General features: G+C 70.3%; 27 protein-coding genes. 14 read left to right on the forward strand and 13 right to left on the reverse strand.

Going from position 1 to position 24,059, the window contains the following annotated elements; translation table 11 throughout:
• Positions 1 to 24: 24 nt before the first annotated feature.
• From ACN27C_RS14045 to ACN27C_RS14065, 5 genes are all read left to right on the forward strand, one after another.
• A complete protein-coding gene (locus ACN27C_RS14045; protein ID WP_120573403.1) occupies positions 25 to 1,815 on the forward strand; it encodes a 3-hydroxyacyl-CoA dehydrogenase family protein in 1,791 nt (596 codons plus the stop codon).
• A 41-nt stretch (positions 1,816 to 1,856) separates the two neighbouring features.
• Positions 1,857 to 2,351, forward strand: coding sequence for a SigE family RNA polymerase sigma factor (locus ACN27C_RS14050; protein WP_357236161.1), 495 nt, complete (start codon positions 1,857 to 1,859; stop codon positions 2,349 to 2,351).
• Positions 2,348 to 3,400, forward strand: coding sequence for a hypothetical protein (locus ACN27C_RS14055; RefSeq protein ID WP_120573405.1), 1,053 nt, complete (start codon positions 2,348 to 2,350; stop codon positions 3,398 to 3,400). The genes ACN27C_RS14050 and ACN27C_RS14055 overlap by 4 nt, the downstream gene beginning before the upstream one ends.
• A gap of 61 nt (positions 3,401 to 3,461) precedes the next feature.
• Positions 3,462 to 3,794 carry a hypothetical protein gene (locus ACN27C_RS14060; protein WP_120573406.1) on the forward strand — a complete coding sequence of 111 codons (333 nt, stop codon included), beginning with the start codon at positions 3,462 to 3,464 and terminating at the stop codon, positions 3,792 to 3,794.
• 67 nt (positions 3,795 to 3,861) lie between these two features.
• Positions 3,862 to 4,671: an alpha/beta hydrolase gene (locus ACN27C_RS14065; RefSeq protein WP_422751321.1), complete on the forward strand. Its 810-nt coding sequence runs from the start codon at positions 3,862 to 3,864 to the stop codon at positions 4,669 to 4,671.
• A gap of 4 nt (positions 4,672 to 4,675) precedes the next feature.
• Here the strand turns inward: ACN27C_RS14065 and ACN27C_RS14070 are convergent, their stop codons facing one another.
• The 5 genes from ACN27C_RS14070 to mce form a co-directional block, all read right to left on the reverse strand.
• On the reverse strand, positions 4,676 to 5,893 hold the full coding sequence (locus ACN27C_RS14070) for an AI-2E family transporter (protein WP_120573408.1): 1,218 nt from the start codon (positions 5,891 to 5,893) through the stop codon (positions 4,676 to 4,678).
• A gap of 305 nt (positions 5,894 to 6,198) precedes the next feature.
• Positions 6,199 to 8,256 carry a hypothetical protein gene (locus ACN27C_RS14075; protein WP_364802451.1) on the reverse strand — a complete coding sequence of 686 codons (2,058 nt, stop codon included), beginning with the start codon at positions 8,254 to 8,256 and terminating at the stop codon, positions 6,199 to 6,201.
• 171 nt (positions 8,257 to 8,427) lie between these two features.
• Positions 8,428 to 9,678: a DivIVA domain-containing protein gene (locus tag ACN27C_RS14080; RefSeq protein ID WP_047894792.1), complete on the reverse strand. Its 1,251-nt coding sequence runs from the start codon at positions 9,676 to 9,678 to the stop codon at positions 8,428 to 8,430.
• Positions 9,679 to 9,942: 264 nt separating this feature from the next.
• The gene (gene ccrA / locus ACN27C_RS14085) at positions 9,943 to 11,298 is read right to left on the reverse strand and encodes a crotonyl-CoA carboxylase/reductase (protein WP_262014027.1); all 1,356 of its coding nucleotides are present in this window, start codon (positions 11,296 to 11,298) and stop codon (positions 9,943 to 9,945) included.
• 281 nt (positions 11,299 to 11,579) lie between these two features.
• Positions 11,580 to 12,044 (reverse strand): methylmalonyl-CoA epimerase, encoded by a 465-nt coding sequence (mce, locus tag ACN27C_RS14090; RefSeq protein WP_422751322.1) that lies wholly within the window; start codon positions 12,042 to 12,044, stop codon positions 11,580 to 11,582.
• A gap of 320 nt (positions 12,045 to 12,364) precedes the next feature.
• On the opposite strand from mce, the gene ACN27C_RS14095 reads away from it, so the two are divergent.
• Both ACN27C_RS14095 and ACN27C_RS14100 read left to right on the forward strand, forming a co-directional pair.
• Positions 12,365 to 12,628 carry a hypothetical protein gene (locus ACN27C_RS14095; protein ID WP_422751323.1) on the forward strand — a complete coding sequence of 88 codons (264 nt, stop codon included), beginning with the start codon at positions 12,365 to 12,367 and terminating at the stop codon, positions 12,626 to 12,628.
• A complete protein-coding gene (locus tag ACN27C_RS14100) occupies positions 12,625 to 13,458 on the forward strand; it encodes a tyrosine-type recombinase/integrase (protein ID WP_422751324.1) in 834 nt (277 codons plus the stop codon). The genes ACN27C_RS14095 and ACN27C_RS14100 overlap by 4 nt, the downstream gene beginning before the upstream one ends.
• 57 nt (positions 13,459 to 13,515) lie before the next feature.
• On the opposite strand, the gene ACN27C_RS14105 is transcribed toward ACN27C_RS14100, so the two are convergent.
• Positions 13,516 to 13,800 carry a hypothetical protein gene (locus ACN27C_RS14105; protein WP_422751325.1) on the reverse strand — a complete coding sequence of 95 codons (285 nt, stop codon included), beginning with the start codon at positions 13,798 to 13,800 and terminating at the stop codon, positions 13,516 to 13,518.
• 115 nt (positions 13,801 to 13,915) lie between these two features.
• On the opposite strand from ACN27C_RS14105, the gene ACN27C_RS14110 reads away from it, so the two are divergent.
• The 5 genes from ACN27C_RS14110 (at position 13,916) to ACN27C_RS14130 (ending at position 18,397) form a co-directional block, all read left to right on the forward strand.
• Positions 13,916 to 14,476: a hypothetical protein gene (locus tag ACN27C_RS14110; RefSeq protein ID WP_422751326.1), complete on the forward strand. Its 561-nt coding sequence runs from the start codon at positions 13,916 to 13,918 to the stop codon at positions 14,474 to 14,476.
• A 303-nt stretch (positions 14,477 to 14,779) separates the two neighbouring features.
• Entirely contained in the window at positions 14,780 to 14,989 is a 210-nt protein-coding gene (locus ACN27C_RS14115) for a hypothetical protein (RefSeq protein WP_422751327.1), read from the forward strand.
• A gap of 711 nt (positions 14,990 to 15,700) precedes the next feature.
• The gene (locus tag ACN27C_RS14120) at positions 15,701 to 16,480 is read left to right on the forward strand and encodes a TIGR04255 family protein (RefSeq protein WP_422751328.1); all 780 of its coding nucleotides are present in this window, start codon (positions 15,701 to 15,703) and stop codon (positions 16,478 to 16,480) included.
• Positions 16,481 to 16,881: 401 nt separating this feature from the next.
• On the forward strand, positions 16,882 to 17,427 hold the full coding sequence (locus ACN27C_RS14125; RefSeq protein WP_422751329.1) for a hypothetical protein: 546 nt from the start codon (positions 16,882 to 16,884) through the stop codon (positions 17,425 to 17,427).
• 508 nt (positions 17,428 to 17,935) lie between these two features.
• Positions 17,936 to 18,397: a hypothetical protein gene (locus tag ACN27C_RS14130; RefSeq protein ID WP_422751330.1), complete on the forward strand. Its 462-nt coding sequence runs from the start codon at positions 17,936 to 17,938 to the stop codon at positions 18,395 to 18,397.
• A gap of 235 nt (positions 18,398 to 18,632) precedes the next feature.
• On the opposite strand, the gene ACN27C_RS14135 is transcribed toward ACN27C_RS14130, so the two are convergent.
• On the reverse strand, positions 18,633 to 19,040 hold the full coding sequence (locus ACN27C_RS14135) for a hypothetical protein (RefSeq protein ID WP_422751331.1): 408 nt from the start codon (positions 19,038 to 19,040) through the stop codon (positions 18,633 to 18,635).
• A 231-nt stretch (positions 19,041 to 19,271) separates the two neighbouring features.
• Complete coding sequence (locus tag ACN27C_RS14140; RefSeq protein WP_422751332.1) at positions 19,272 to 19,466, reverse strand: hypothetical protein; 195 nt, start codon at positions 19,464 to 19,466, stop codon at positions 19,272 to 19,274.
• 410 nt (positions 19,467 to 19,876) lie between these two features.
• On the opposite strand from ACN27C_RS14140, the gene ACN27C_RS14145 reads away from it, so the two are divergent.
• Both ACN27C_RS14145 and ACN27C_RS14150 read left to right on the forward strand, forming a co-directional pair.
• Complete coding sequence (locus ACN27C_RS14145; protein WP_422751333.1) at positions 19,877 to 20,482, forward strand: hypothetical protein; 606 nt, start codon at positions 19,877 to 19,879, stop codon at positions 20,480 to 20,482.
• 35 nt (positions 20,483 to 20,517) lie between these two features.
• The gene (locus tag ACN27C_RS14150) at positions 20,518 to 20,949 is read left to right on the forward strand and encodes an FxLYD domain-containing protein (RefSeq protein WP_422751334.1); all 432 of its coding nucleotides are present in this window, start codon (positions 20,518 to 20,520) and stop codon (positions 20,947 to 20,949) included.
• A 175-nt stretch (positions 20,950 to 21,124) separates the two neighbouring features.
• Here the strand turns inward: ACN27C_RS14150 and ACN27C_RS14155 are convergent, their stop codons facing one another.
• The 5 genes from ACN27C_RS14155 to ACN27C_RS14175 are packed head-to-tail and all read right to left on the reverse strand — an operon-like array spanning position 21,125 to position 24,057.
• Positions 21,125 to 21,391, reverse strand: a complete 267-nt coding sequence (locus ACN27C_RS14155; protein WP_422751335.1) for a hypothetical protein — start codon at positions 21,389 to 21,391, stop codon at positions 21,125 to 21,127.
• Complete coding sequence (locus ACN27C_RS14160) at positions 21,384 to 21,725, reverse strand: hypothetical protein (RefSeq protein WP_120573421.1); 342 nt, start codon at positions 21,723 to 21,725, stop codon at positions 21,384 to 21,386. The genes ACN27C_RS14155 and ACN27C_RS14160 overlap by 8 nt, the downstream gene beginning before the upstream one ends.
• Positions 21,726 to 22,121, reverse strand: a complete 396-nt coding sequence (locus ACN27C_RS14165; RefSeq protein WP_120573422.1) for a hypothetical protein — start codon at positions 22,119 to 22,121, stop codon at positions 21,726 to 21,728.
• Entirely contained in the window at positions 22,121 to 22,999 is an 879-nt protein-coding gene (locus ACN27C_RS14170) for a peptidoglycan-binding domain-containing protein (protein WP_422751336.1), read from the reverse strand. The genes ACN27C_RS14165 and ACN27C_RS14170 overlap by 1 nt, the downstream gene beginning before the upstream one ends.
• Positions 22,996 to 24,057, reverse strand: a complete 1,062-nt coding sequence (locus ACN27C_RS14175; RefSeq protein ID WP_422751337.1) for a hypothetical protein — start codon at positions 24,055 to 24,057, stop codon at positions 22,996 to 22,998. Before ACN27C_RS14175 ends, ACN27C_RS14170 begins: the two co-directional genes overlap by 4 nt.
• Positions 24,058 to 24,059: the final 2 nt, after the last annotated feature.

Raw genomic sequence — 24,059 nt, forward strand, 5'->3', positions numbered from 1 at the left:
GAGTCGAGCCAGGGGAGGCCGGTCGTGGCGCGGGAGTTCACCAGGGTGGGCGTGGTGGGTCTGGGCACCATGGGTGCCGGCATCGTCGAGGTGTTCGCCCGCAACGGCGTCGACGTCACAGCCGTCGAGATCTCCGACGGGGCGCTGGAGCGCGGCCGGGCCACGCTCACCGGCTCCACGGACCGGGCCGTGGCCAAGGGCAAGCTCGCCGAGGCCGAGCGGGACGCCCTGCTGGCCCGGGTCGACTTCCGGGTCGGCCTGGACGCGCTGCACGACGTGGACCTGGTGATCGAGGCGGTGCCCGAGCACCTGGACCTCAAGCAGCGGATCTTCGCCGAGCTGGACCGGGTCTGCAAGCCCGAGGCGATCCTCGCCACCAACACGTCCTCGCTGAGCGTCACCGAGATCTCCGTCGCCACCACCCGGCCGAACCAGGTCATCGGCATCCACTTCTTCAATCCGGCCCCGGTGATGAAGCTGGTCGAGGTGGTCCGCACGGTGGTCACCTCGGCCGACGTGGTCGCCGACGTGGAGGCGCTCTGCGAGCGGCTCGGCAAGGTCGACGTGACGATCAGCGACCGGGCCGGCTTCATCGCCAACGCGCTGCTGTTCGGCTACCTGAACCACGCGGTCGGCATGTTCGAGGCCCGCTACGCCACCCGCGAGGACATCGACGCCGCCATGAAGCTCGGCTGCGGCCTGCCGATGGGCCCGCTCGCGCTGATGGACCTGATCGGCCTGGACACCGCGTACGAGATCCTCGACACGATGTACCGGCGCGGCGGCCGGGACCGCCGGCACGCCCCGGCCCCGCTGCTCAAGCAGATGGTCACCGCCGGTCTGCTGGGCCGGAAGTCCGGTCGCGGCTTCTACACCTACGAGCGGCCGGGCTCGCCGAAGGTCGTACCCGACGAGTACACGCCGCTCGCCGCGGACGCCGCGCTCGCCGACGGCGCCCGCGCCATCGCGAAGGTCGGCGTGGTCGGCTCCGGGACCATGGCCACCGGCATCATCGAGGTGTTCGCCAAGGCCGGGTACGAGGTCGTCTCGGTGACCCGGGGCGCGGAGAAGTCCGCGAAGGTCTGCGAGGCGGTCAAGACCTCGCTCAACAAGGGCGTGGTGCGGGGCAAGCTCAGCGAGACCGACCGGGACGCCGCGCTCGGCCGGATCACCTGGTCCGCGACGCTGGAGCACCTGGCCGACGTCGACCTGGTGGTCGAGGCCGTGATCGAGGAGCTGAGCGTCAAGAAGGCGCTGTTCGCCAGCCTGGACGAGATCTGCAAGCCGGGTGTCGTGCTCGCCACGACCACCTCGTCGCTGCCGGTGATCGACGTGGCGATGGCGACCCAGCGCCCCGCCGACGTGGTCGGCCTGCACTTCTTCAACCCGGCGCCGATCATGCCGCTGGTGGAGATCGTGCAGACCATCCGCACCTCCGCCGAGACGTCGGCCACCGCCCGCGCGGTCTGCGCGAAGCTGGGCAAGACCGGCGTGGTCTGCGGCGACCGGTCCGGCTTCATCGTCAACGCGCTGCTGTTCCCGTACCTGAACGACGCGGTGAAGATGCTGGAGGCCAGCTACTCGACCGCCGACGACATCGACTACGCGATGAAGCTCGGCTGCGGCTACCCGATGGGCCCGTTCGAGCTGCTCGACGTGGTCGGCCTGGACGTCTCGCTGGCCATCCAGCGGGAGCTGTACCTGGAGCTGCGCGAGCCCGGTTTCGCCCCGGCGCCGCTGCTGGAGCACCTGGTCACGGCCGGCTACCTGGGCCGCAAGTCCGGCCGCGGCTTCCGCGACCACACCCGGCGCTGACCGCTGTCAACAGCCGGGCCCGGTGACGGCGTCTTCGAGGTGTGACATTCGAGGAGTACGTCGGCAGCCGCGGCCCGGCTCTGTTGCGTCTGGCCCGGCTGCTGACCGGTGACGCGCACCGGGCCGAGGACCTGACGCAGGACGTGCTGGCCCGCGCGTACGTGCACTGGCGGAAGATCGCCCGCGCCGACCGGCCCGACGTGTACGTGCGGCGGATGCTCGTCAACGCGAACACGTCCTGGTGGCGGCGGCGAACCAACCGCGAGCTGACGGTGGACACGTTCGCCGACCGGCCCCAGCGTGGCGACCTCGGCGGCGAGGCGGCCGACCGGGACGAGATGTGGCGGCTGATCCGCGCCCTCCCGGACCGCCAGCGCGCCGTGCTGGTGCTGCGCTACTACGAGGATCTGGACGACGCCACGATCGCCCAGATCCTCGACTGCTCCCCGGTCACCGTCCGCACCCACGCGATGCGGGCGCTCGCCCACCTCCGGGAGCGCTGCGGCGTCCCGATGACGAAGGGGAGCCGGCCGTGACCGACCTCGACCAGCGGATCGTCTCGGTGTTGCGGGAGCACGCCGAGGGTGCCGTGGACATCGACCGGCTGACCGCCGGGGCCGTGACGGGTGGCCGTCGTCGGCTACGCCGTCGCCGGGCCGTGCTCGGTGGGGGTCTCGCCTTGGTCGCGCTGCTCGGCGGCCTGGCCGTCGTCCCGGGCCTGCCGGGCGTGGACCGGCCGTTCACCGGCCCGGCCGGCCCGGCCGCGTCGGCCGGGGCGGCGCCACCGCTGATGCGGGCCGCGCCGGGAGCGGCGGCCGCGCCGGAGGTCGTCGGCACCGACGCCGGGGTGCTGCACTTCGGCGTCGACACCACCCGGGCCCGCTACCTGAGCTGGGAGGCGTCGCAGGGCCGGGAGACCGTCGGGCTGGACGTCGGCGACGGGCGGAAGGTCACTGTCGAGCTGGCGCGCTCGTCGCAGACGCTGCGGGAGGCCAGCGCCGAGGGGGTGCCGTTCGAGGTCGCTGCGCTCGCCGAGGAGGCGGCGTTCGACGGCCGGACCAGCACGCTGACCGTCGACGGGATGCCGATCCAGGTCCGGCAGTGGCGACCGGCGCCCGGGTTGTACGCGCGGGCCAGCGTGTCGGCGCAACAGGACACGGCGCTGACCGTCGCGGCCGAGGCGTTGCGGCTGACCGAGGCGCGCCGCTGTGGTGCTCCGGTCCGCGTCACGACCGTGCCGGACGGCGCCCGGGTCGCCAGCTGCCGGGTCAACGTGACCGGCTTCCCGCGGCTGGTGACCGCCCGGTTCGGCATCGTCCGTGCCGACAACCACCAGATGAGCGTCTCCTACCAGTACGCGGCCGAGACCTCGCCGCACACCGTCGACCGCAACATGACGATCGGCGGGCGTCCCGCCCACCTCTACTCGGCACAGGATCGGATCGAGCTTCTGGGCGTGCCGAAGTCGCGCCTGCTCGCCGATTACGGCTGGCCGGAGCAGGGGTTCGACGAACTCGACGCGGCGCTCGTGCTGGGCGGCGTCCAGGTTGCGCCGGATCCGACCCGCCCGGAGACCTGGGACTGAGCGCTCGTCCGCCGGCCGGCCGCCCGACCCGGGCCGGTCCGGCCGGCGGACCGTACGCTTGGTGACCGTGAGCCCCCGTCGCAACCGCCCTCGCCGGGAAGAAGGCCCCGGCCTGGACGCCGAGCGTGCCCGCCACGGCGTGCCGACCGTGCAGCAGTGGCGCGACGGCGACTGGCAGATACGCGCGATCAGCGGCGGCGCGTCGGTCAAGACGTACCGCTGTCCCGGCTGTGACCAGGAGATCCGCCCCGGCGTGGCGCACCTGGTGGCCTGGCCGGCCGACGACCGGGGCGACCTGACCGACCGCCGGCACTGGCATTCCGGCTGCTGGCGGGCCCGGGACCGGCGCGGGCCGAACCTCCAGCGCGGCCGGGGTGCCCCGCGCTACGGCTGAGCGATCTGGATCACCCGGTTCGCGTCCCGCTGGGCGGCGGGGCCGCCGACGCGGGAGACTGGCAGGCGTGAGCACTCCGATTCGCGCGTCGTCGATCCTGCCCGGCCGCCGGGAGGACATCGAGCTGCACACAGCCGACGGGTTGACGCTCGTCGGCGAGCTGGCCCGGCCGCTGGACCGCGAACCGGCCGCCACGCTGGTCTGCCTGCATCCGCTGCCCACCCACGGCGGGATGATGGACAGCCACGTGTTCCGCAAGGCGGCCTGGCGGCTGCCCGCCCTGGCCGGCCTCGCCGTGCTCCGCTTCAACACGCGGGGCACCACCAGCGTCCGCGGCACCAGCGAGGGCACGTTCGACGGCGCGGTCGGTGAGAGGTTCGACGTGGCCGCCGCGATCGAGTACGCCGAGTTCCACGAGCTGCCGAACATCTGGCTGGTCGGCTGGTCGTTCGGCACCGACCTGGCGCTGAAGTACGGCTGCGACCCGGCGGTGGCCGGCGCGATCCTGCTCTCCCCGCCGCTGCGCTACTCCGCGCCGGAGGACCTGGCGGTCTGGGCCGAGACGGGCAAGCCGCTGACCGCCCTGGTCCCCGAGTTCGACGACTACCTGCGCCCGGAGGAGGCCCGGGAGCGGTTCGCCGCCGTGCCGCAGGCCGAGGTGGTGGGCGTGGACGGCGCCAAGCACCTCTGGGTCGGCGACGCGGAGAAGGTGCTGGACGAGGTCGTCCGGCGGGTCGCCCCCGGCGTACCGCTGCCGCTGCCGACGACCTGGGACGGCCCGATGGAGACCGGAGACGCCAGCGCGTACGCCGACCGCACGGTCGCCGCGTTCGCGGACACCCCGGTGCCCGGCCCGGCCCAGCGGCGCGCCGAGTAACGACTCAGCGGGCGTCCTGGCGGGGCAGCACCACCTCGCGCAGGATCAGCTGCAACGCGGCGACGGTCGGGATCGCGATGAGCGCGCCCACCACGCCCAGCAGCGCCACCCCGAGCAGCGCGGCGAGCAACGCGGCCACCTCGTTGACCGACACCGCCCGGCGCATGATCTTGGGATAGATCAGGTAGTTCTCCACCTGCTGGTAGAGCACGAAGAACACCAGGCAGGCGATGCCCACCGGCAGGTCCGTGGCGAGCCCGACGAGCGTCACCACCACCGCGCCCAGCGTCGCGCCGATCTGCGGGATCAGGTCGGTCACCGCGACCACCACGGCGAGCGCGAACGGGTACGGCAGGCCGACCGCCAGCGCGAACACGAACGTGGTCACCCCGGCCAGCACCGCGATGGCGAGCGCGCCGACCATGTACGCGCCGACCCGGGTGAGGATCTCGTCGCCGATCAGCCGGACCCGCTGCCGGCGCGAGCGCGGCACCAGGGCGTACCCGAGTTCGCGCAGCTTGTCGAAGTACGCCAGGAAGTAGATCGTCAGCACCAGCACGGTGAGCAGACGGAAGATCGTCCCGAAGACCAGTTGCGCGCCGCCGAGCACGCCGCCGAGCGCCCGCCCGATCGTGTCCGCGTTCGCCGCCGCCTGGACCCGCTCCATCACGTCGTACCGGATGACGAGGTCGTTGACAGTGGGATTGCGGCGCAGCTCCTCGACGTAGCCGGGTAGCTGCTGGATGAACTGGCCGGACTGGGTCACCACCGGCGGCACCAGCGCCAGCAGACCGGCGACGATCAGCAGCAGCACGGTGAGCGTCACCACCGCCACGGCCAGGCCGCGCGGCACGCCCCACTTGTGCAGCCGGACCACCGCCGGGTGCAGGCCGACCGCGAGGAACAGCGCGATCACCACGAGCACCAGGATGCCCGCGGCGTTGCGGATGCCCAGGAACAGCGCGTACGCCAGCAGCACGCCGAGCGCGCCGGTGAACCCGACCAGGAAGGCGCTGCGCCGCAGCGGCCGCCCCGGTACGCCGAAACGCCCGCTCGGCTCGAACTCACCCGGCTCGACGTCGACGGGCCGCTCGCTGCTCGTGCCGGTGCCGGCTCGTGGGTTGCCGGCGGTGCGGTTGGCGTCGGGCGCGGGTTCCGCCTCGCCGGCGGTGTTCACGGCCGCCGCCTTGTCATCCGGGGTGGCGGAGCCCTCCTGCGACACCCGTGCCTCCCGGCTTCCGCGCTGCCCGGCTCGCCCGCCGGTGACGTCCACGGCCGACGCGCGGCCCTCTGCCCGCAGGGTAGTCGCCGCCGTCCGCCCCGACCATCCCACACCACTTCCCGCCGGCCCGTCCCGCCGGACCGCCCCGGCGCGGGTCGCCCGCCGGTTCGGGGAGGTGGTGTGGTCCGGGTGGGTGGGATGCCGCCACCTCCCCGACGTGGCGCTGGGCCCGCCGGTTCGGGGAAGTGGTGGGGTCCGGGTGCGGCGGATGCCACCACCTCCCCGATCCGGCGCGGCGGGGGGTATCAGTCCTTGTCGACGCTGACCGTGCTGGGCTTGGCGCTGCGCTCGTCGGTGGTCGGCTTGGTCGGGCGCTTGCCGTTCTCGCCGGTGCTGGTGATCTTCGTCGGGGTGGCGCCCCGGCCACCCTCGCCCGGTACGGCGGCCACAGTGGGCTCCCCGTCGACGCCCGCGCCGGCGGGGGAGTCCATCGTGGTCACCGGCTCACCGACCGGCTTCGCCTTGCCCGCCTCGGCCGGCTCGCCGTCGCCCTTCGCCGGGCCGGTGCCGTCGGGGGCCGTCGTGGCGGCGCCCTTCGCGGCCACCGGCGCACCGCTGCCGACCGGGATGTCGGCGGGCTCGCCGCCGTCGTCGCCGGCCCGCCCTGAGGCCGCGGTGGCGAGGTCGTCCGGGTCGACCGGGGTGGCCGCGATCCCGGCCGAGTCGGCGTCGCGCCGCAGATCGGTGAGGCGGCGTTGCAGGTCGTCGGACTCCTGCCGCGACTTCCACGTCTCGGTACGCAGGTCGGCCAGCTCCTGCTGGGCCTTGGCGATCTCCAGCATCACCCCGGCGAGCTGCTGCCGGCCGGCGGCCACCTCCTGCTGGGTCGAGGCCAGGTGCTGCTGGGTGGTGGCGAGGTGCTGCTGGGTCGTGGCCGCGTACTCCTCGAACTGGCGACGCGAGGCCGCCACGTGCTCGTCGGCCTTGCGGCGCTGCGCGGTGGCGTCCGCCTCGGCGCGGCGCAGCAGCTCGGCGGCCTCCAGCTCGGCCTGCTGCCGCATGCTCAGCGCGTCGGCCTCCGCGGCCTCCCGGACGCCGGCGGCGGTGCGCTCGATCTCGTCGCGCCGCGTGGTGTACGCCTGCTCCAGCTCCTCCTGCCGCTTGGCGTGCTGCTTGTCCAGCTCGTCGCGGCGCTTGGCGAACTCCTGCTCGGCGGCGGCCCGGCGCTGGGCCAGCTCCTTCTCCGCGCTGTCCCGCCGCTCGGCGACCTCCTTCTCCACCCCCGCCCGCCAGGCGCCCAGCTCCTGCTGGGTCTGCGCGCGGGACTGCTGCACGTACGCCTCGGTCTCGGTGCGCATGCGCTGCACGTACGCCTCGACCTCGGCGCGGTTGCGCTTGCCGGCCTCGGCGGCCTCGGTGGTGAGCCGGTTGGCCTCGGTGCGGGCCCGGCCGCGGGTGGCCTTGGCGGCCTCCTCCGCGTCGTCCACGATCTTCTTGGCCTCGGCCAGCGCCTTGGCGTGCGTGGCCCGGCCGGCCTCGGCGGCGGCGTCGGTGAGCCGCTTGGCCTCCTGCTGGCCCTTGGCGTGCACCTCCTTGGCCGCCTCGCGGAGCTGGCTCGCCTCCTGCTGGGCCTTCGCCAGCGCCTCCTTGGCCGCCTCGCGCAGCCGCGCGGCCTCCTGCTGGGCCCGGGCGTGGATCTCCTTGGCCGTGTCGCGGAGCTGGGTGGCCTCCTGCTGGGCCTTCGCCAGCGCGTCCTGGGCGGTCCGGCGCAGCTTCTCGGCCTCGTCCTGGGCGGCCGTCCGCAGCTTCGTCGACTCGTCCTGCGCGGCCTTGCGCAGCTGCGCGGACTCGTCCTTTGCGGCCTTGAGCGTGGCCTCGGCCTCGGCCTTGCGGGCGGCGGTGTGCCGCTCCTCCTCGGCCCGGCGGGCGGCCAGCGCGATCTCGAAGTCCTTGAGCGCCTGGGCGGCCTGCTCCCGGGCCTCCTCGACGATGTGCTCGGCGGCGGCGCGGCGGGCCTCGATCTCCTCGTTGGCGGCGCCGAGGATCTCGTCGGCCTGTTCCTCGGCCATGGTGAGGATCTGCTCGACGCGCGGACCCAGGTGCCGGAACGACGCCCGGTCCACCACGGCCGCCTGCTTGCGCACCTGGGCCAGGTCGCGCTGGAGCACCTCGACCTGACCGGCCAGCTTGTGGATCTGGGTGTACGCCTGTTCCCGCTCGGTGGTCAACGCCGCGATCTCGTGCTCCGCGCGAGCGACGTAGCGGTCGACCTGCCGTTTCTCGTATCCCCGCAGGGCGGACTCGAAGCTGGGCTCCGTCGTCACGTCCCCGCCGAGCGCGAACAGTTCCTCGCCGTGCGACATGCCCCCATCCTCACACGCATCCGGCTCTGCTGGGGCGATACGGACGCCCCTTCTGGGAGCTACTTCACCCTCCTGGCGAAACGGGCCGCACAAGCATGACGGCGCGGGGCGACACCGGTCACCCGGCGTCACCCCGCGCCGTGGCTCATGCCCCCGACAGCGGGTGTTCGATCAGCCGGCCGACTCCGCCGACACCTTCTGGCCGGAGGCGTCCGCCTTCGGCGCCTCGGCCTTGCCGCCGGCCGGCACGCCCGGCACGATGCCGGCCAGGCCGGACAGCATCTGCCCGAGCTGCGAGGTGACCGCGTCCTTCTGGCGGGTCAGGTCCTCGACCTCGCGGCGGGCCGCCTGCGTGGTCAGCTCGGCCTCGGTGCGGGCCTCGTTGAGCACCCGCTGCGCCTCGGCGCGCGCCTCGTTGAGCGTCTTGTCGGCCAGCGCCTTGGCCTTGTCGACGGTCTCGTTGGCGGTGCGCTCGGACTCGACCCGGCGGGCCTCGGCCCGCTGCTCGATCTCCTTGGCCCGCTCCTGCGCGGCACGGGCCCGCTGCTCGGCCTCGTTCACCAGTTTCTGGGTCTGCGCGACCTGGGCGGCGTGCCGCTCCGACTCCTCGCGCTCGGCCTTCTCGCGCCGCTCGGCGAGCTGGAGCTCCAGGGCCTGGAGGTCCTTGTCGCGCTTGTCGCGCGCGTCGGTGAGCAGCTTGGTCGCCTCGGCCCGCTTCTCCTCGGCCTCCCGGGCGGCCTTCGCCCGCTGCTGGGTGATCTCCCGCTCGGCGGTGGCGCGCAGCGTGGCGACCTCGCGCTCGACAGTCGACTTCAGCTCGGCCACCTCGTGCGCGGTGACCGTACGCAGCTGCTTGGTCTCGCGGTCGGCGTCGGCGCGCAGCGTGTCGGCCTCGCGGCGGGCCTGCACGCGGACCTCGGCGGCCTCGCGCTCGGCGGCGGTACGGACGCTGCCGGCCTCGCGCTCGGCGGTCGCCTTCATGGCGGCGGCCTCGGCACGTGCCTTGTCGGTGATCTCGCGCGCCTCGAGGCGGGCGGCGGAGAGGATGCCCTCCGACTCGCGCTTGGCCTCGTTGCGGTGGTCGTTGGCCTGCTCCTCGGCCAGCCGCAGGATCTGCTCGACGCGAGTGCCCAGGCCGGACAGGGTCGGCCGGCTGTTCTCCTCGAGCTGCTTGTTGGTCTCGGTGAGCTTCTGCTCCAGCGCGCTCTGGCGCTGCTCGGCCTGCCGCAGGCGGCGCTGGGCGTCGTTCATCCGCTGCTCGGCCTCGGCGCGGGCCTGCTCGGACTGGCTCAGGGCGGCGCTGAGGCGGCCGATGAAGTCGTCGACCTGGTTGGTGTTGTAACCACGCAGGCCAACGGTGAAATCGGGCTGTGAGTTCGCGTTATCGAAGAACGCAAGAGGGGAGGACTGCTGCTGGGGCATTGGGACATACTGGCAGACGCCCCAGGGTGGTTCGCAAGAGCGGTGGGCACCTTTCGCGTCCTGTTTACATGGTCAACTCCGCCGTCCGGTGAGACCCGGACCAATTGGCGATCTTGGCAGCTCCCGGGCGGGTGGGGCGGGTCGGGCTTCTGCGGGGAAGGCGGCGCGAAAAGGGCCGCGGGTCGGCACCCGCGGCCCTTTGTGCGTACGCCGGTCGAATGGCGCCCCGGTCGGCCGGAAAGGCAATCCGGGGCGACCGTACGGTCAGTGACCGCGGAACCGGTTGATGGCGCTTTCGTGGCGCGAACGCATCTCGATGTCCCGGACGCCGAGCCCGTCGGCGGGGGCGAGGCACCGCACGCCGACCTTGCCCTGGTGCGCGTTGCGGTGCACCTCGTACGCGGCCTGGCCGGTCTGCTCCAGCGCGTACGTCTTCGACACGGTCGGGTGCACCTTGCCCAGCGCGACCAGCCGGTTGGCCTGCCACGCCTCGTGGTAGTTGGCGAAGTGGCTACCGACGATGCGCTTGAGGTGCATCCACAGGTAGCGGTTGTCGTACTGGTGGTTGAAGCCGCTGGTGGAGGCGCAGGTGACGATCGTGCCGCCCTTCTTGGCGACGTAGACGCTGGCGCCGAACGTCTCCCGGCCCGGGTGCTCGAAGACGATGTCCGGGTCCTCGCCGCCGGTCAGCTCGCGGATGCGCTCACCGAAGCGCCGCCACTCGTCCTGGTCCTGGGTGTGCTCGTCGGACCAGAACTTGAACCCCTCGGCGGTGCGGTCGATGACCAGCTCGGCGCCCATCTTGCGGCACAGCTCGGCCTTCTCCGGCGAGGAGACCACGCAGACCGGGATCGCGCCGCCGTTGAGCGCCATCTGGGTGGCGTAGCCGCCGAGGCCGCCGGAGGCGCCCCAGATCAGCACGACGTCGCCCTGCTTCATGTTCGCGCCGTGGTGCGAGACGAGCTGCCGGTACGCGGTGGAGTTGACCAGCCCCGGGCTGGCCGCCTCCTCCCAGCTCAGGTGGCGCGGCTTCGGCATCAGCTGGTTGGCCTTGACGATCGCCATCTCGGCCAGGCCGCCGAAGTTGGTCTCGAAGCCCCAGATCCGCTGCTGCGGGTCGAGCATCGTGTCGTCGTGGCCGGCGGAGTCCTCCAGCTCGACCGAGAGGCAGTGCGCGACCACCTCGTCGCCGGCCTTCCACTTGGTCACGCCCGGCCCGGTGCGCAGCACCACGCCCGCGGCGTCCGAGCCGACCACGTGGTACGGCAGGTCGTGGCGGCGGGTCAGCTCGGAGAGCCGGCCGTAGCGCTGGAGGAACTTGAAGGTGGGCAGCGGCTCGAAGATGCTCGTCCACACCGTGTTGTAGTTGATCGCGCTGGCCATCACCGCGACGAGCGCCTCACCCGGGCCCAGTTCGGGGGTGGGCACCTCCTGCACGTGCAGCGCCTTGCGCGGGTCCTTGTCGCGGGTGGCCATGCCCTCGAACATGCGGGTGTCCTCGGCACGCACCACCACGCCCCGGTAGCTCTCCGGCACGGGCAGGCCGGCGAGGCCGGCGAGCTCCCGCTCCGGCTGCGACGAACCCTCCGCCGCCATGATCGCTTCGAGGATGTCCTGCACGGTGACCTCCCGTTTGTCCGCACCCGCACGACGCGGGCAGGGGTGCTGCCATCGTCGGCGCCGGTGCGACGGGACCGCCATGTCGGCAATCGACACATTCGGCAACCGGTCGCCGCTGCTGTTCGGGCGGACGTTACTGAACGGTAGCTAAAGCGGGAACCCCTCTGTGAAAAACTGCATCCACCGATGCGTGGAGGTGTCCGTGGGAACGTGCAAGTGCGCACTGCCGCGCGCCTTCCCGCATGCCGGGAGGGGGCCGCGACCGGCCCCCTCCGCGCGCGTCAGGCCGGCTGGACCAGCTCGATCAGCACGCCACCGGCGTCCTTGGGGTGCACGAAGTTGACCCGGGAGTTCGAGGTGCCGCGCCGGGGTGCGTCGTAGAGCAGCCGGACGCCGCGCTCACGCAGCGCCGCGCAGGCCACGTCGATGTCCGCCACCGTGTACGCCACCTGCTGGATGCCGGGACCGCGCCTGTCCAGGAACTTGCCGATCGTGGTGTCCGGGGACAGCGGCGCGAGCAGCTGCACCATGCCGCCGGAGGCGTCCGGCCCGACCGCGAGCATCGCCTCGCGTACGCCCTGCTCGGCGTTGGTCTCGGTGTGCACGCAGCGCATCCCGAACGTGCGCTGGTAGAAGTCGATCGCGGCGTCCAGGTCGGCCACGGCGATCCCGACGTGGTCGATGCGGCGCAGGCCGATGTCTGTGACAAACTCGGCAGCGGGCTCGACGGGGGAGTTCTCAGCCATGACGCTAGTCTGACCGAACAATCGTTCGGAAGACCTGCCCAGTCAGGCATCTCACGCAGCCGGCCGGACCACGCCCGAACGTCCCCGCCGCCCCCGCCAGTCGAACGGCCGACCCGCGGCTGAGGTCACCCGCCCGGTATCCCCCACGCACCCGAGCCAGCGCAGGCCGCGCCTGAATCGTCCTGCCGGACGGACGATGCCGCGCTGACCGATATCGATGCACGATTCCCGCATGAAGCGCGCTGAACAGCAGTAAGGCGACCCCGGGCGTCGCTCGCAACGACGCGCCGGGGCGTTGACCGGACTCGGGAGGTCCGACCATGAGCACCCTATCCACGTTCTACGGCCCACCACGTCGCCTGTCCGCCACCGGCCGGCAGCAACTCGGCGCCGCAGTCATGCTCGACCAGGACTGGAGCATGACCTTCAGCAGCGAGGACCTGCTGATCGACGCCGTCGCCAGCCTCTCCGACGACGACCTCGAAGCGGCACACACCCTCGCCGTTCTCTTGCCCGGAGCTATCGCCTGCGTCCAGATCCGACGCGACACCGCCCGGGATGCCAGCAGGCGGGCAGACCGGTGACCGACCCGTACATCACCGCCTACATCCACGACCTACGCGCCAACGGCCGGCACAGCGGCACCACCCTCGACACCTACACCGACCTGCTGGCCCGTCTCGACCGGGACCTGCCCTACGGCCTGTGCGACGCCAACGCCGACGAACTACGCGCCGTCATCTACACCGACGGCCGCAAGCCCGGCACCCGCGCCCTCTACCGCGCCGCCGTCAGCGGGTTCTTCCGCTGGGGATGCAGCGAAGAACGTCCCGAAGCCGACCGCTTCGACTTCGACCCCAGCCGCTACCTGCCCCACGTCGACGTCCCGCGCCGGGCAGCCCGCCCGGTCACCCACGATCAGCTGCGCGACATCCTGCGCCGGGGACGCGACCCCTTCCGCCTGTGGTACCTGCTGGCAGCCGGGGAGGGCCTGCGCTGCATCGAGATCTCCCGCCTCGACCGTCAGCACATCACCGCCGAGGACACGTGGATCCGCGGCAAGGGCGACCGGGAGCGCATCGTGCCGACGCCGGCCGCTGTGTGGGCCGCGGTGCGGGACCTGCCGGACGGGCCGGTCGCCCACCATCCGGACGGCACCGGCCGCGCCAACCGCCGCCAGGTCCGCGAACGCGCCAACTACCACCTCCAGCGCACCCTGCGGCACCGCGGCGTGACCATGCACCGGCTGCGGCACTGGTACGGCACCCATGTGCACCGGGCCGCCGGCGGTGACGTGCGGGTGACTCAGGAACTGCTGGGCCACGCTTCCCCGTCGACGACGCAGGTCTACATCGACACCAGCAGCCCGCTGAAGCGGGCCGCTGTGGACAGCCTGCCGCTGCCCATCGACTGACCAAGACGCTTTGCCTGCCCGGGGAGGCATCCCGAGCAACGTGGCGCACGGTGCGTCTCAGCGTAGACGCCGAGGCCGGCGACGGCGCGGCGTGCATGCCGCGCCGCCCTCCGCCCCGGCGAACATGGGACCGACGTCGGCGAGCTCGATCCGCGGTGCCCGCTTGGCGGGCACGTGCGTCCTGTCGGCGACGATCACCACGTCGATGGTGCCAGCGGACATCATTTCCTCAGCGCGGGCCCAGACCGCGTGCACCACTCCCTGCACGAGGTAGCCCTGCTGCTCGGCGTAGGACATGCACTTCGCGGCCGCCGGCACCGGCTCGGTGATGGTGTCGGGCACCCAAATCACAGCTCGTTCCATGACGTCATCTCCTGATCAGCTCCAGATTGGCGGGGTGATCAGGAACGGTCGTGGCGGGGGATGAGCGCGCGGCACGGGCAGGCCGGTGGCCTGCGTGTTCACGGCCACCACCGCCTCACCGCGGGACAGTGAGGGCGGGCATGTCGGCGGCACGGGTGTCCCCGAGGTCGGGGATCCCGAATCGCCGCCGGCGGTGACGGTCGTCGAGGGCGGCGCGACGGCCTGCGGGGCCGTCCACGGCGGCAGGGGCGGCGCGGGACGGGGGCGGTCGTCCGACGTGTCCGGGTGCCCTGGCGGCCTGGCCGGGCCGGTGTCCGGCCAGGCGGGCGGCGGCGGTGCGGGAGGCACCGGCTGCGCCGTTGAAGCCTCGCTGGGCACCGTGGCCGGGGCGGGCGGTGGCGTGGTGGGCACCGCCGGAGGCGCCGGCCTACGCGACGACCCGGGCGAGCGCGGCGGCCGGATGGCCGGCGGCGTCGGCGTGACCGGGACGACCTCGATCACGTGCGGCACGGGCGACGGGACGGGCAGCGGTGTACCGGTGATGCCGACCGGCGGCAGCGGTACCGGTTCGCCCTGCGCCGGTTCACCCGCGAGACACAGGCCGCACACCCACCCGAGGATCATCGTCCGTATCCAACCGTTCACTCACGAATGATGGCGGGGGTGTGGGTTGCGCTGTCAGCCTCAGCCAGCCATAGGCCCGTCATATACCCCTGCGGGTGCCCGGCGCGCAGGAAGCGCCAGAACGCCTAGCCGTGGCCTGATTGTTCCGAGAGTCACCCCGACCACTATGAACGGAACCTAGTGCTCATGGTGCACAAAATGCTCCACTGGATCCGCACACGCGAGGGGAGGTGACTCCCGTGATCAGAACCATCACCGCCGCCGCTGCCATCGGTGCTGCCGCCGCCGTCCTCGCGCTCGTCGAGCCGACACTCCCGGCGCTCCGATACTGAGGTTGACCGTGACACCCGAGGAACGTCTCCAGCGGCTGCGATCACACCCACGCTGGGCCGAATACCAGGCGTACTACGCGACACGGGACCGGCGGCGCCGACGGCGCATCGCGCTGATCGCCGCCGTCGTGGCGCTGCTGACCATCCTTATCGTCGCACCCCTGACCCTCGACGCAGCTCACGCGCTCAGCGGGGAAGTGCGGGTGCCGTGACAGCGTGCTGGATGTGCGGGAAACGCAAGCTGCTGCCGTGGGGATGCCGACCGTGCCGGCGCAAGCGGCGGCAGTGGCGCCGCGACTACCTGGCCCGGGCCAAGCCACAGGACGCGCTGCGCGCCATGACCATCCCGTCTCAGCGCCGCGAGCAGCCACCAGGACGCGGACCCGCAGAACGGCAGTAAATGCGGGAGCCTTTCGCTGCTGCCTGGTGAACGCGCGACGACGGGCTCTCAGCGTCGCACTCCTTGCGAGGAACCGGGTCAGGGCAAAACTACGCGATTCACGGAGGCTGCGCGGTTCTGTGCCATGAGCCGGTTCGGCGTAGCTCGCCGTCCCGGCGTTAGTGCACACGTTCTAGGAAGGGACTAGCGTCGACTGTGTCAACTCGCGTTTCACCAGGCCGTACGTCGATCGACTCCCGGCTGATGTGCCTGAATGTTCCGCGTCTGTTCCGGATCTTGCGGCTGGTTTGAACCTTGCGGTCGTTCCCGCAGCGTGCAACCAAGCACCGGCCGACGGCACGCGCTCCGGAGCGGGTCTCAACTCCGGCTGATGTGGTCAGCGACCTAGCCATGATCGTATTAGGGCGTGGAAGCTTGTCGACGCAGGCGCCGTTGAGCGCTGGTAGGACAGACGGCAAGGTACCGTCTGTTGCATCATGGATGGACAGCCTTGACGGGCTACGGCACGGAAGGGAGGTTTTCCGTGGAAGACGCCAAACGCCCCGATCTACCTGAACGGCGCATCTACCGCAATCCGCCAATTGTGGAAGCGATCGTAGAATTGCGATTTCTTGGCGGCCTCACCTGGAATCTTACAATCCCTGGTCGTTTCTATGACCAGATTAAGAGTGAGTTTCCCGACGAACCGGAGCAGCGAGAAGTTGTCGAGGCCAATTTTGGCGGAAAGTCCCCCGACGAAGCCATGCTCAGTGTTAATCGAAAAGAGCAGCGCGTTCTTTTCAGAAACGGGAGCCGCCTCCTTGTCCTGGGGCCGAACGTGCTTACGGTTAACAGCGTAAGGCCCTACGAAGGCTGGGAGTCCCTTAAGGCTCGCATCGATAGCGCCCTCTCCACGTATCGTTCGATATTGAACCCTGACGCAGTCTCGACGATAGGGGTTCGCTACATAAATAGGATCGAGCTAGCCGCCGAACAGTTTAGTCTTGGAGACTACTTCACTATCGTCCAAGGCCTTCCAGTAGCCGGTTTTCCGGCTCGGCTCAATTCTTTCTTCGACCGCATGGAACTCACCTACGACGAGATTCCGGCAACGATCGCGTTTACCTGGGCAACAACCAGGCCGGAGAAGTCGGATAGAGGTTCCGCGTTCGTATTAGACCTGGACCTTCGCTGGAACGAACCATGCAGCTTTGAGAACGTTCTCGCGAACGTGGAAGAATTGAGAAACAGAGAAAGAATCGCATTCGAGTCTCTTATTAATGATCGCTTGAGGGAGATCTTCGATGCAAACGAAAACTCCTGAGCAATCGCAGACGCGAGGGTTGTCATCCCTATGTCGGCCAAGCCGCTACACCTATTCGCTTGGTCGCCTGGATGCCCTCGACCACGCATCCTCGTACTTCTTTGAATCCCCTCCCCTTCCTTCGGCTTCAGTCGGAGGCAACGTCAGTTCAGGGGTAACCCAAGAGGCCGGCTTGGCGGCGGCAGAACTCTGGCGATGGCTAGAGCGTCTTGAGCAGCAATTCGCCGTACCCTCCTCCGAGATTTTGAGCCCGCCTCTTCGCGACGAGCTGCAACCCGACCTCGATGTGACGCTGCCTTCGATGGGGCGAGTTCTGGGAAGCCGCCGCATCCGCGTTGTCGCCCGAGTGACTCGCGTGCATAGCGTGGAATCTGTCTCGACGAACGCGGACAACGCTGCGGATGACTGATCAGTCATGGTTCGAGCTATGCAAGGGGCGCGCCCTGATGCAGGGCGATTTGCTGCCACAGTGCGGTGTTCTGAAGTGGCAAGATGAAGGTGTCGACCCTGACGAGATGGAAGGCACTATTGTCGCGACGGATGTCGTCATTCTGACGCAGTCCTGCGATCTTGAGCATGATGGCAAGGTTGAGTTCGTGCTGCTGGCGGAACTGCTAAATTACGACGAGCTAGTTCGCGTCAACCCAGCGAAGTACGGGAAGAAGGATTTTCGCAGCCAGTGCTCAAGGGGGCGATACCCCAACTTGGCGCTCCTCCCACCCTTTGTGGGTCCTCCCACTTTATCGTGGACCATTGTCGACTTCAGTCATTTGTATACGCTTCCGAAGCCAGTCGTAGAAAATCACGCGGAAGCAATGGGAACTCGACTGCGACTCCGTTCACCTTATCGCGAGCATATCTCGCAGGGGTTCGCTCGATACTTCATGAGAGTCGGATTGCCTGCTGGCCTGGAAGCATTCGACAAATACACGCCTGCAACGGCATAGCCTTGCTGCCCGTTCGCCGCCCTGCTACTCTTGCCCGACATCGCATCGTCCGCTCCTTTTGACCTGTCAGTTTCGGTCGTCACCCAATTAGTCACCCCGCTTGCGTCGGTGTTCGAGAAGGTGTTTGAGGTCGTCGATCGGGCCATCACCCGGTCGCGGAGGAATGTTCTTGCGAGATCCTTCACGCGGCTCGCCTTCTCAACCAAGGGTTAGCGCAGCCGTCCGTCTGGCAGTAGCGTCCGGGTTGACGAGAGTCGGCTCGGATCGCCCCTAGGCGTAACGGCCCCGCCCTCCTCGTGGAAGGGCAGGGCTGGTTTGACGTTGGCCCGGGTTGAAGCGGTGTTAGGCCAATAGTCGGTGGAGAGGGGCGATCCGAGGGCGGTCGGCGGGCGTGGGCCATGGCCTGAAGGCTCACCCTATCGCTACATCAAATGTCACCAGCGCGACGTAGGCCAGTAGCGTGCTTGCCCGACCACCCTAAGCGACCACCTTGACGGGGGATCCCGTGATGATGCCCGAACAAACCACCGGGCCGGCGTCCGCGAAGCGCGGCAAGAAGGCGCGTGCCGGTACCGCAGCACTCACAATCCTGCTCGCCCTGACCGCTTGCGGCAGCCCACAACCCGCCGCGCGGCCTATCGCCACCAGCATTCCCGCCGCCGAAACCAGCCCCACGCCCGCCACCGAACCGCCAACAACCACACCCGCTGCCACGACAGCGGCGCCGACGCCGGCCGTCAAGCCGTTGCCGACGAAGAAACGCGCCACCACGCCCACCCGTAAACCCGCACCCAAAGTCACCACCAAGCCGAAGCCGAAGCCGAAGCCGACGATCGCGAAGCCGGTCGGGAACGTACGGCCGGGCGCGTTCTGCGCACCGGAGGGCGCCTACGGGCTTACCGCCAAAGGTACGCCGATGCGGTGCACGCGTAAGGACGGGGAGGCGCGGGCACGCTGGCGGGCCGTCTGATCCCACGCACGTCGAGAAGATCGAGACGCGGATGATCTCAGGTTCTACATTGGTGACCGGCCGTACGGTGCAGCATGAACGTCGGTCTCCGGCTTCCCGGCCCGTTCCGCGTCGACGTAAGCAGCATCCTGTCGAGCCGGCCCTGACCCCGGGCCACGACGAAGCGGCCCCGCCCTCCCGGAGGAGGGCGGGGCCGCTGCATGTTTGGTCGGTGCTGGCCGGGACGTTGATGCGGTCATGCTCCACCGTCCGGCATGTCGGTTTCCTCGTCGAGGGATACGCCGAGTTGTGAGGCGATCAGCTGGGTGGTGCGGCAGGGCCAGCCGGAATGCTCCCAGTCGTAGCCGTGGGCGTCGCAGCCCTTGCATTGCCACCAGCTGACGAGGCCGCTGGAGTGGATGCTGTGGGGTTCGGGCCGGTGGAGGGCGGCGACGTCGCGGAGGGTTCCGTCGGTGGCGGTGAGGAGAGCGCGGTAGGGAGCGGGGCAGAGGGAGTCGCTGGTGCTGACAGGCTGCCATCCCGCGTGGTATGCGCCGCCTCGGTATTCCTGGATGAGGCCGGTGTCCTCTTCGAGGACGCGGGTGCCGTACGGCGGGCGGTGCGGCCTCGTTGTGGATGTGCAGCGGATCGGCTTGTCGGTCACAATGTGATTCTCTCTCAGGATGCCCTGGTCAGGGCGGTAACGAGAGGGCGGCCGGGGCCCCAGACGTGCGGCATGTCCACGGTGTCGGGGGCATCCTGGGCTCAGCCGCGCGGGAGCGGCGCCTGACCCAGCGTCAGGGTGGGCCGCAGCCGGCGACCGCGATGGCCTGGACGAGCAGCAGCCACAGAATGGCCGACTTCCGGCTCAAGTAGTCAGCCTGTGCGTCAGGAACTAGGCGGGGCCACCGACCAGGGGAAGGCCGCACACCCCGAGGAACAGCACCACCAGCACCCCTGCCACGATCGCCAGCTGCGCCGTCGTCCACGCCGGCTTCACGACCACGCCCCCAGGAATCGGGGTGATCGTCGCCGCCGTCATCCAGTCCCGCTGCACGTTGACCCTGTTCGGGCCGCTGCGGCTCGTCACACTAAACCCGGCAGCGACCGCATCCTCCACGGCTGTGTCCACGGGCACCTTCCACGCGGTGCGCCGGACCTTGCCGCGCGGTGAGAACGGGCTCCGCGTGTCGTTCGGGCGCGGAGCATCCGGCGGAGGCACAGGCAAGATCGGCGGCATAGGCGGGTCGCGCTCCTCGACTGGTCGGAGCAAAGCGGTCAATCAGGACTGTAGAGGCCCGCCGCAATGCGCGGCAACGGTGCAGGGTGCACGTGGGTGGTGGGCCGAGGCGGTCGATCCGGGACAGTCAGCGGGACCGAGGGGAGTGCCTGACCGATCCACACCCAGCACGCTATCGCTACATCGAATATGCGCAGTGTGACCTAGGTCGGTAGCGTGCCTGCTCGACCACCCAGAGCGATCACCTGACGGGGGACCCCTTGACCGCGCCCGAACAGCCCACCGGACCGACACCAGACGAATACCGCAACGCCGGCCAGCACCGCTACCCCTCACCTCAGGAAACGGGGCGGTCGGCATCGGCCACGCGCAGCAAAAAGGTGCCCCTGATCGTCGGCGCTGCAGTCCTCATCGCTCTGCTGTGCTGCGGCGGGTTCGTGGTCTACATGGTCAGCCCCGACACCACCGACACCGGCAGTAAGTTCGAGCCAGCGCCTCCGGCACCAACATCGACATGGCGAACACCGGCGCCGGCGACCACAGCCGCCGCCGCGCCCCCCGCCGCCGCGCAGCCCAAGCCGGCCGACTTCAAGCTCACGGTGAAGCAGCTGGACAAGCAGTGCTTCGGGTCGGCCGGCTGCAACCTTGAGTTCAGGATCTCGAAGGTCACCTACAGCGGGCCGGACCTGGACCCGTCCGCAACGTACGAGATCAGCTACACGTACAAGGGCTTGTCCGATCCGATGACGGGCACGTTCGAGATGACCGGCGACGGCTCCTACTCGGTCGACAAGACCGAGTACGGACAGACGTCCAGCTCGTCGAAGAAGGTCACCGCTGTGGTCACCGAAGTGGAGAAGATGTAGTGCCCCCTCAGCCCGCCCCGTACAGGCCTCGGCCGATGAAGGGCCCGCCGCCTCCCGGGTTTTACCCGGCCCAGCCGCCGAAGAAGTCCAGCTTCTGGGGCTCGACGCCCGGCATCCTTCTGATCGTGTTCGGGTCGCTCGGCATCGTCGCCGTGCTCTGCGTCGGACTGGTAATGATCGGAGCGGTGAGCGACCGCAACGCGGTCAAGCAGATCGACGCGCAGATCACCTCGTGCAGCACCAACGGGCGGGTCGCGAAGGTCGGGTACACCGTCCGGAACTCCGGCAACAAGGCGCGGCGGGTCCGGTTGGAGATCGAATACCGGGACGCGTCCGGTGCCCGCCTGGACACTGACACGGCGTACGTCGGGGATGTGCCCGCCGGCGACACTGTGCGCGGCGATGAGTCCACGTTCCTCAACGCCGAGTCGACCACAGTGAACTGCAAGCTTGTGAGAGTGTCCTGACCCCGGACCCAACAGAAACGCCCCCACCCGGAGGGGGGCGTTTCTGTTGGGTCACTGGCTCTTCCTGAGCTGATGATGATGCATGTTCGCGTGGCATGTGTCGATCGCGCCCCTTCAATCCAGCCGCCGTTGGCGGCCTGCATCTGCCCTCGCGCGTGCCGGAAGGGCCACATGGTCAACGGCCCCTGTCTGGTGTCTTCGGCGCGGCGGCCAGCGGGGGGAACACCTGCTGGAAGAACCGGTTGACGGACGGCACCGCGAGGACGCGGGTGATGCCGCCGGCGACGGCGAGGATCGCCGCTACCCACGCCCACCGTTCGATGCCTGCGGCTTTCGCCGCCTCGGGCAGCATGACCGCGACCGGGGGGATGTACACGATGATGGTGCGGAGCACGGCCCGCCACGGGTGCCGCGCCTGGGTTGTTGTCGCCGGGTCAGTCACGGGGGTCCTCCTGGGGCGGTTGTGTGTGCAGCCGTCGCCGGGCCGCGCGGGGGTTACCTCGCCGGGCCGACGGTGGTACAGGATCGGCGGGAACTGGTACGACGCCGGCCAGGCGCAGCTGGTAGGCGTAGGCGCCGGCGGTGTTACGCCAGTAGTCCCGGTCGTCTTCGGCGTCGGCGGCCCGCTGCGCCAGGTCGGCGACCGCTGCCCGTTCGGTGGCCCGCACGCCGGCGCGGACGGAGCCGACACCGCGCAGCAGCGCTCGCGCCCATGCCAGACCGCCGGTGGTGAGTAGCGCGGCGACGATCGCGACGACGGCCTGCGTGACGGTCACCTACGTCTCCCTCTGGCGGATGTGTGCTGCTCGGGTGGCCTCCCGCCGCAGCAGCTCGATGTCGCGGCTGCGCGCCCACATCAGCAGGGCCATGCCGGCTAGGAACAGCCCGCCGATGACCAGGGGCGGCTGGCGGGTGGCGGCCAGCACCACGGCGTAGGCGGCCAGGGAGGTGGCGAGCAGCGGGCAGCCGAGGGCTTCACCGAGCCACCGGTCGGTCAGGGAGCCCACCGCGGCCGAGATTCCGCCGGCGATGAGGAACCCGGCCCACAGGTACACCCATTGGCCGGTCACCTCGACCACGCGCGGGTCGGGCACGATCGCCGCGCCGATCCCGGCGGCGGCCACCGCCACGTAGCCGAACACCCGGGACCAGCGGCGGGGGCGGGCGACCATCAGGTCGCCGCCGGACCGGCGGTGATGCGGGCGGCCAGCTCGGTGGCGACCTGGTCCATTGTCAGGCCGCCCGGGTCGCCCTTCGGCCCGCGCTCGCCGGCGGAGAACCGCTTGACGAACAGGGCTTGGATTCGGGTGTAGGAGTCGGCGTCGTAGGTCTTGCCGTCGGAGGTCACGCCGATCGACGCCTCGGCCTTCTTGAGCGCCGCGGCGGTCGCGTCACCGTAGGTGCCGTCGATGGTGCCGGGCGGGAAGCCGATGTTGTGGAGGGCGTACTGGAGGGCGCGGACGTTCTCGCCCCGGTCACCGTGCTTGCAGAACATTTGGGCGGTCCCTTCGCTGGTGGTGGTGAGGCCGATCTCGGCCAGGTAGCGGCGGATTACGGCGGTCTGGTCCCGGGCCGCCTTGATCGCGTCGCGGAAGTAGCTCTGGTGCGTGTGCCAGCGGTGCGAGCTGTCGCCGCTGGTGCGCTTGCCGAGGCGGTCCCAGCGGCGCACCGTCCGCCCATCCGGGGAGTAGATGACCTCTCGGATGTCCCGGGTGTCCGGCGTGTTCGCCTCGCATTGGGCGACCAGCCAGCGGGAGTAGTGGGGCAGGTCGAAGCGGCCTTTCGGCGTGGTCACCTCGAACTGGCCGACGTCCAACGCACACGCGTACGAGGACAGGCCGGCCCGGTCCCGGGACGACTCGACCACCGAGTAGTCCCGGGAGACGACCCGGTCGGAGCCGCAGTGGTAGCCGCCGCGGTGGGCGGGGTCGCCCACGATGCCGACCTCCGCCGGCTCCAGGTCGTCGGAGCGCACCCGGCCCTTGTCGACGTTGAGGTGGGCCAGCAGCAACTGGCGGACGGCCAGCAGGTTGGCCGGTGCGGTCGTCACGGCAACACCACCTCCACGAAACGCGGCTTGTACAGGTCGGCGTCGGCCATCGTGTCCGTGAGGGTCTTGCCGTTCCACGCGATCGACGCGAGCGTCTTTCCGCTGGCCAACTGCTGCTCCGGATGCAGCTGCGGGCAGTACGTGACGTACTCGCGGCCCCGCCAGCTGCCGGCCGGCGACTCGAACAGGGCGGTGCGCGTGTACGGGCCGGTCGGCGCGGTCGCGGTCTCCGCGTACACGGTGCTGCCGAAACCGTTCCACGGCTTGTGCAGCAGCACCCACCGGCCGCCCACGACGTTCGCTGAGGACACCTGCGACGACACGATCGCGTCACCCTGGTTCGCCGGGTCGGTGTTCCACTGGCTGACCTGCGTCACCCACTGGCCGGTCGACGCGGCCCAGAACCGCCACGCGGACGGCACCTCCACCTGCCCGGTCGGTACCCGCGCCAGGTAGGTGTAGTGCACGACGTACGGGTTGCCGTCGGCCTCGACGTGCCCGAACACATACACGAACCCGCCGTCGACCACCGCCTCACCGGCCCACTGCACGCTGGCGGGCACGCCCCGCTTACCGGTCACACCGGTCGACGGGGTGGCCACCACCGCCTCCAGGGTCAGCTGCCCGTCCGCGCCGATGGCGTAGCGGAACATCTCCACCCCGGCCCACGTGAAACCGTCGCCTGCCGGTTTGGCCAGCACCCGCTGCGCCAGCACGTACAGCTTGCCGCCGAGGGTGAACCCGGCCTGCGGCCAGTAGCGTTCCTGGTTCTGTGGGGTGTGCGTCGCCGGGTCCGGCACCCCGACGCCGCCGCCGGCGACGGCGTTGACCAGTTGGTCGCCGCCGTGCTGGCGCAGGATGCGGTTGCTGACCATCACCGCGCCGGGCGGGTACGCGCTGGCCGCGGTTTCCCCGCCCGAGAGCATCGAGTCTCCGAACAGCCAGTACACGTGCCCGCCGGCGGGCACGCTGGTGGCCTGGTCACCGCCGGACCACTCCTGGTCCTGTTTGGCCGCGAACATGCCGGTGAAGCCGTCCGCGCTCGCCACGTGCGTCATCA

Origin of the sequence: Micromonospora sp. WMMD1219, from assembly GCF_049315215.1 — a bacterium.
In the GTDB taxonomy this organism is placed as follows: domain Bacteria; phylum Actinomycetota; class Actinomycetes; order Mycobacteriales; family Micromonosporaceae; genus Micromonospora; species Micromonospora tulbaghiae.

Bases quoted from the DNA above. Each gene is read 5' to 3' on its own strand.
- ACN27C_RS14075 (WP_364802451.1), bottom strand. From the start codon at position 8,256: ATGTCGCACGGCGAGGAACTGTTCGCGCTCGGCGGGGACGTGACGACG.
- ACN27C_RS14080 (WP_047894792.1), bottom strand. From the start codon at position 9,678: ATGCCCCAGCAGCAGTCCTCCCCTCTTGCGTTCTTCGATAACGCGAAC.
- mce (WP_422751322.1), bottom strand. From the start codon at position 12,044: ATGGCTGAGAACTCCCCCGTCGAGCCCGCTGCCGAGTTTGTCACAGAC.
- ACN27C_RS14095 (WP_422751323.1), top strand. From the start codon at position 12,365: ATGAGCACCCTATCCACGTTCTACGGCCCACCACGTCGCCTGTCCGCC.
- ACN27C_RS14125 (WP_422751329.1), top strand. From the start codon at position 16,882: ATGACTGATCAGTCATGGTTCGAGCTATGCAAGGGGCGCGCCCTGATG.
- ACN27C_RS14130 (WP_422751330.1), top strand. From the start codon at position 17,936: ATGATGCCCGAACAAACCACCGGGCCGGCGTCCGCGAAGCGCGGCAAG.
- ACN27C_RS14150 (WP_422751334.1), top strand. From the start codon at position 20,518: ATGAAGGGCCCGCCGCCTCCCGGGTTTTACCCGGCCCAGCCGCCGAAG.
- ACN27C_RS14165 (WP_120573422.1), bottom strand. From the start codon at position 22,121: ATGGTCGCCCGCCCCCGCCGCTGGTCCCGGGTGTTCGGCTACGTGGCG.
- ACN27C_RS14175 (WP_422751337.1), bottom strand. From the start codon at position 24,057: ATGACGCACGTGGCGAGCGCGGACGGCTTCACCGGCATGTTCGCGGCC.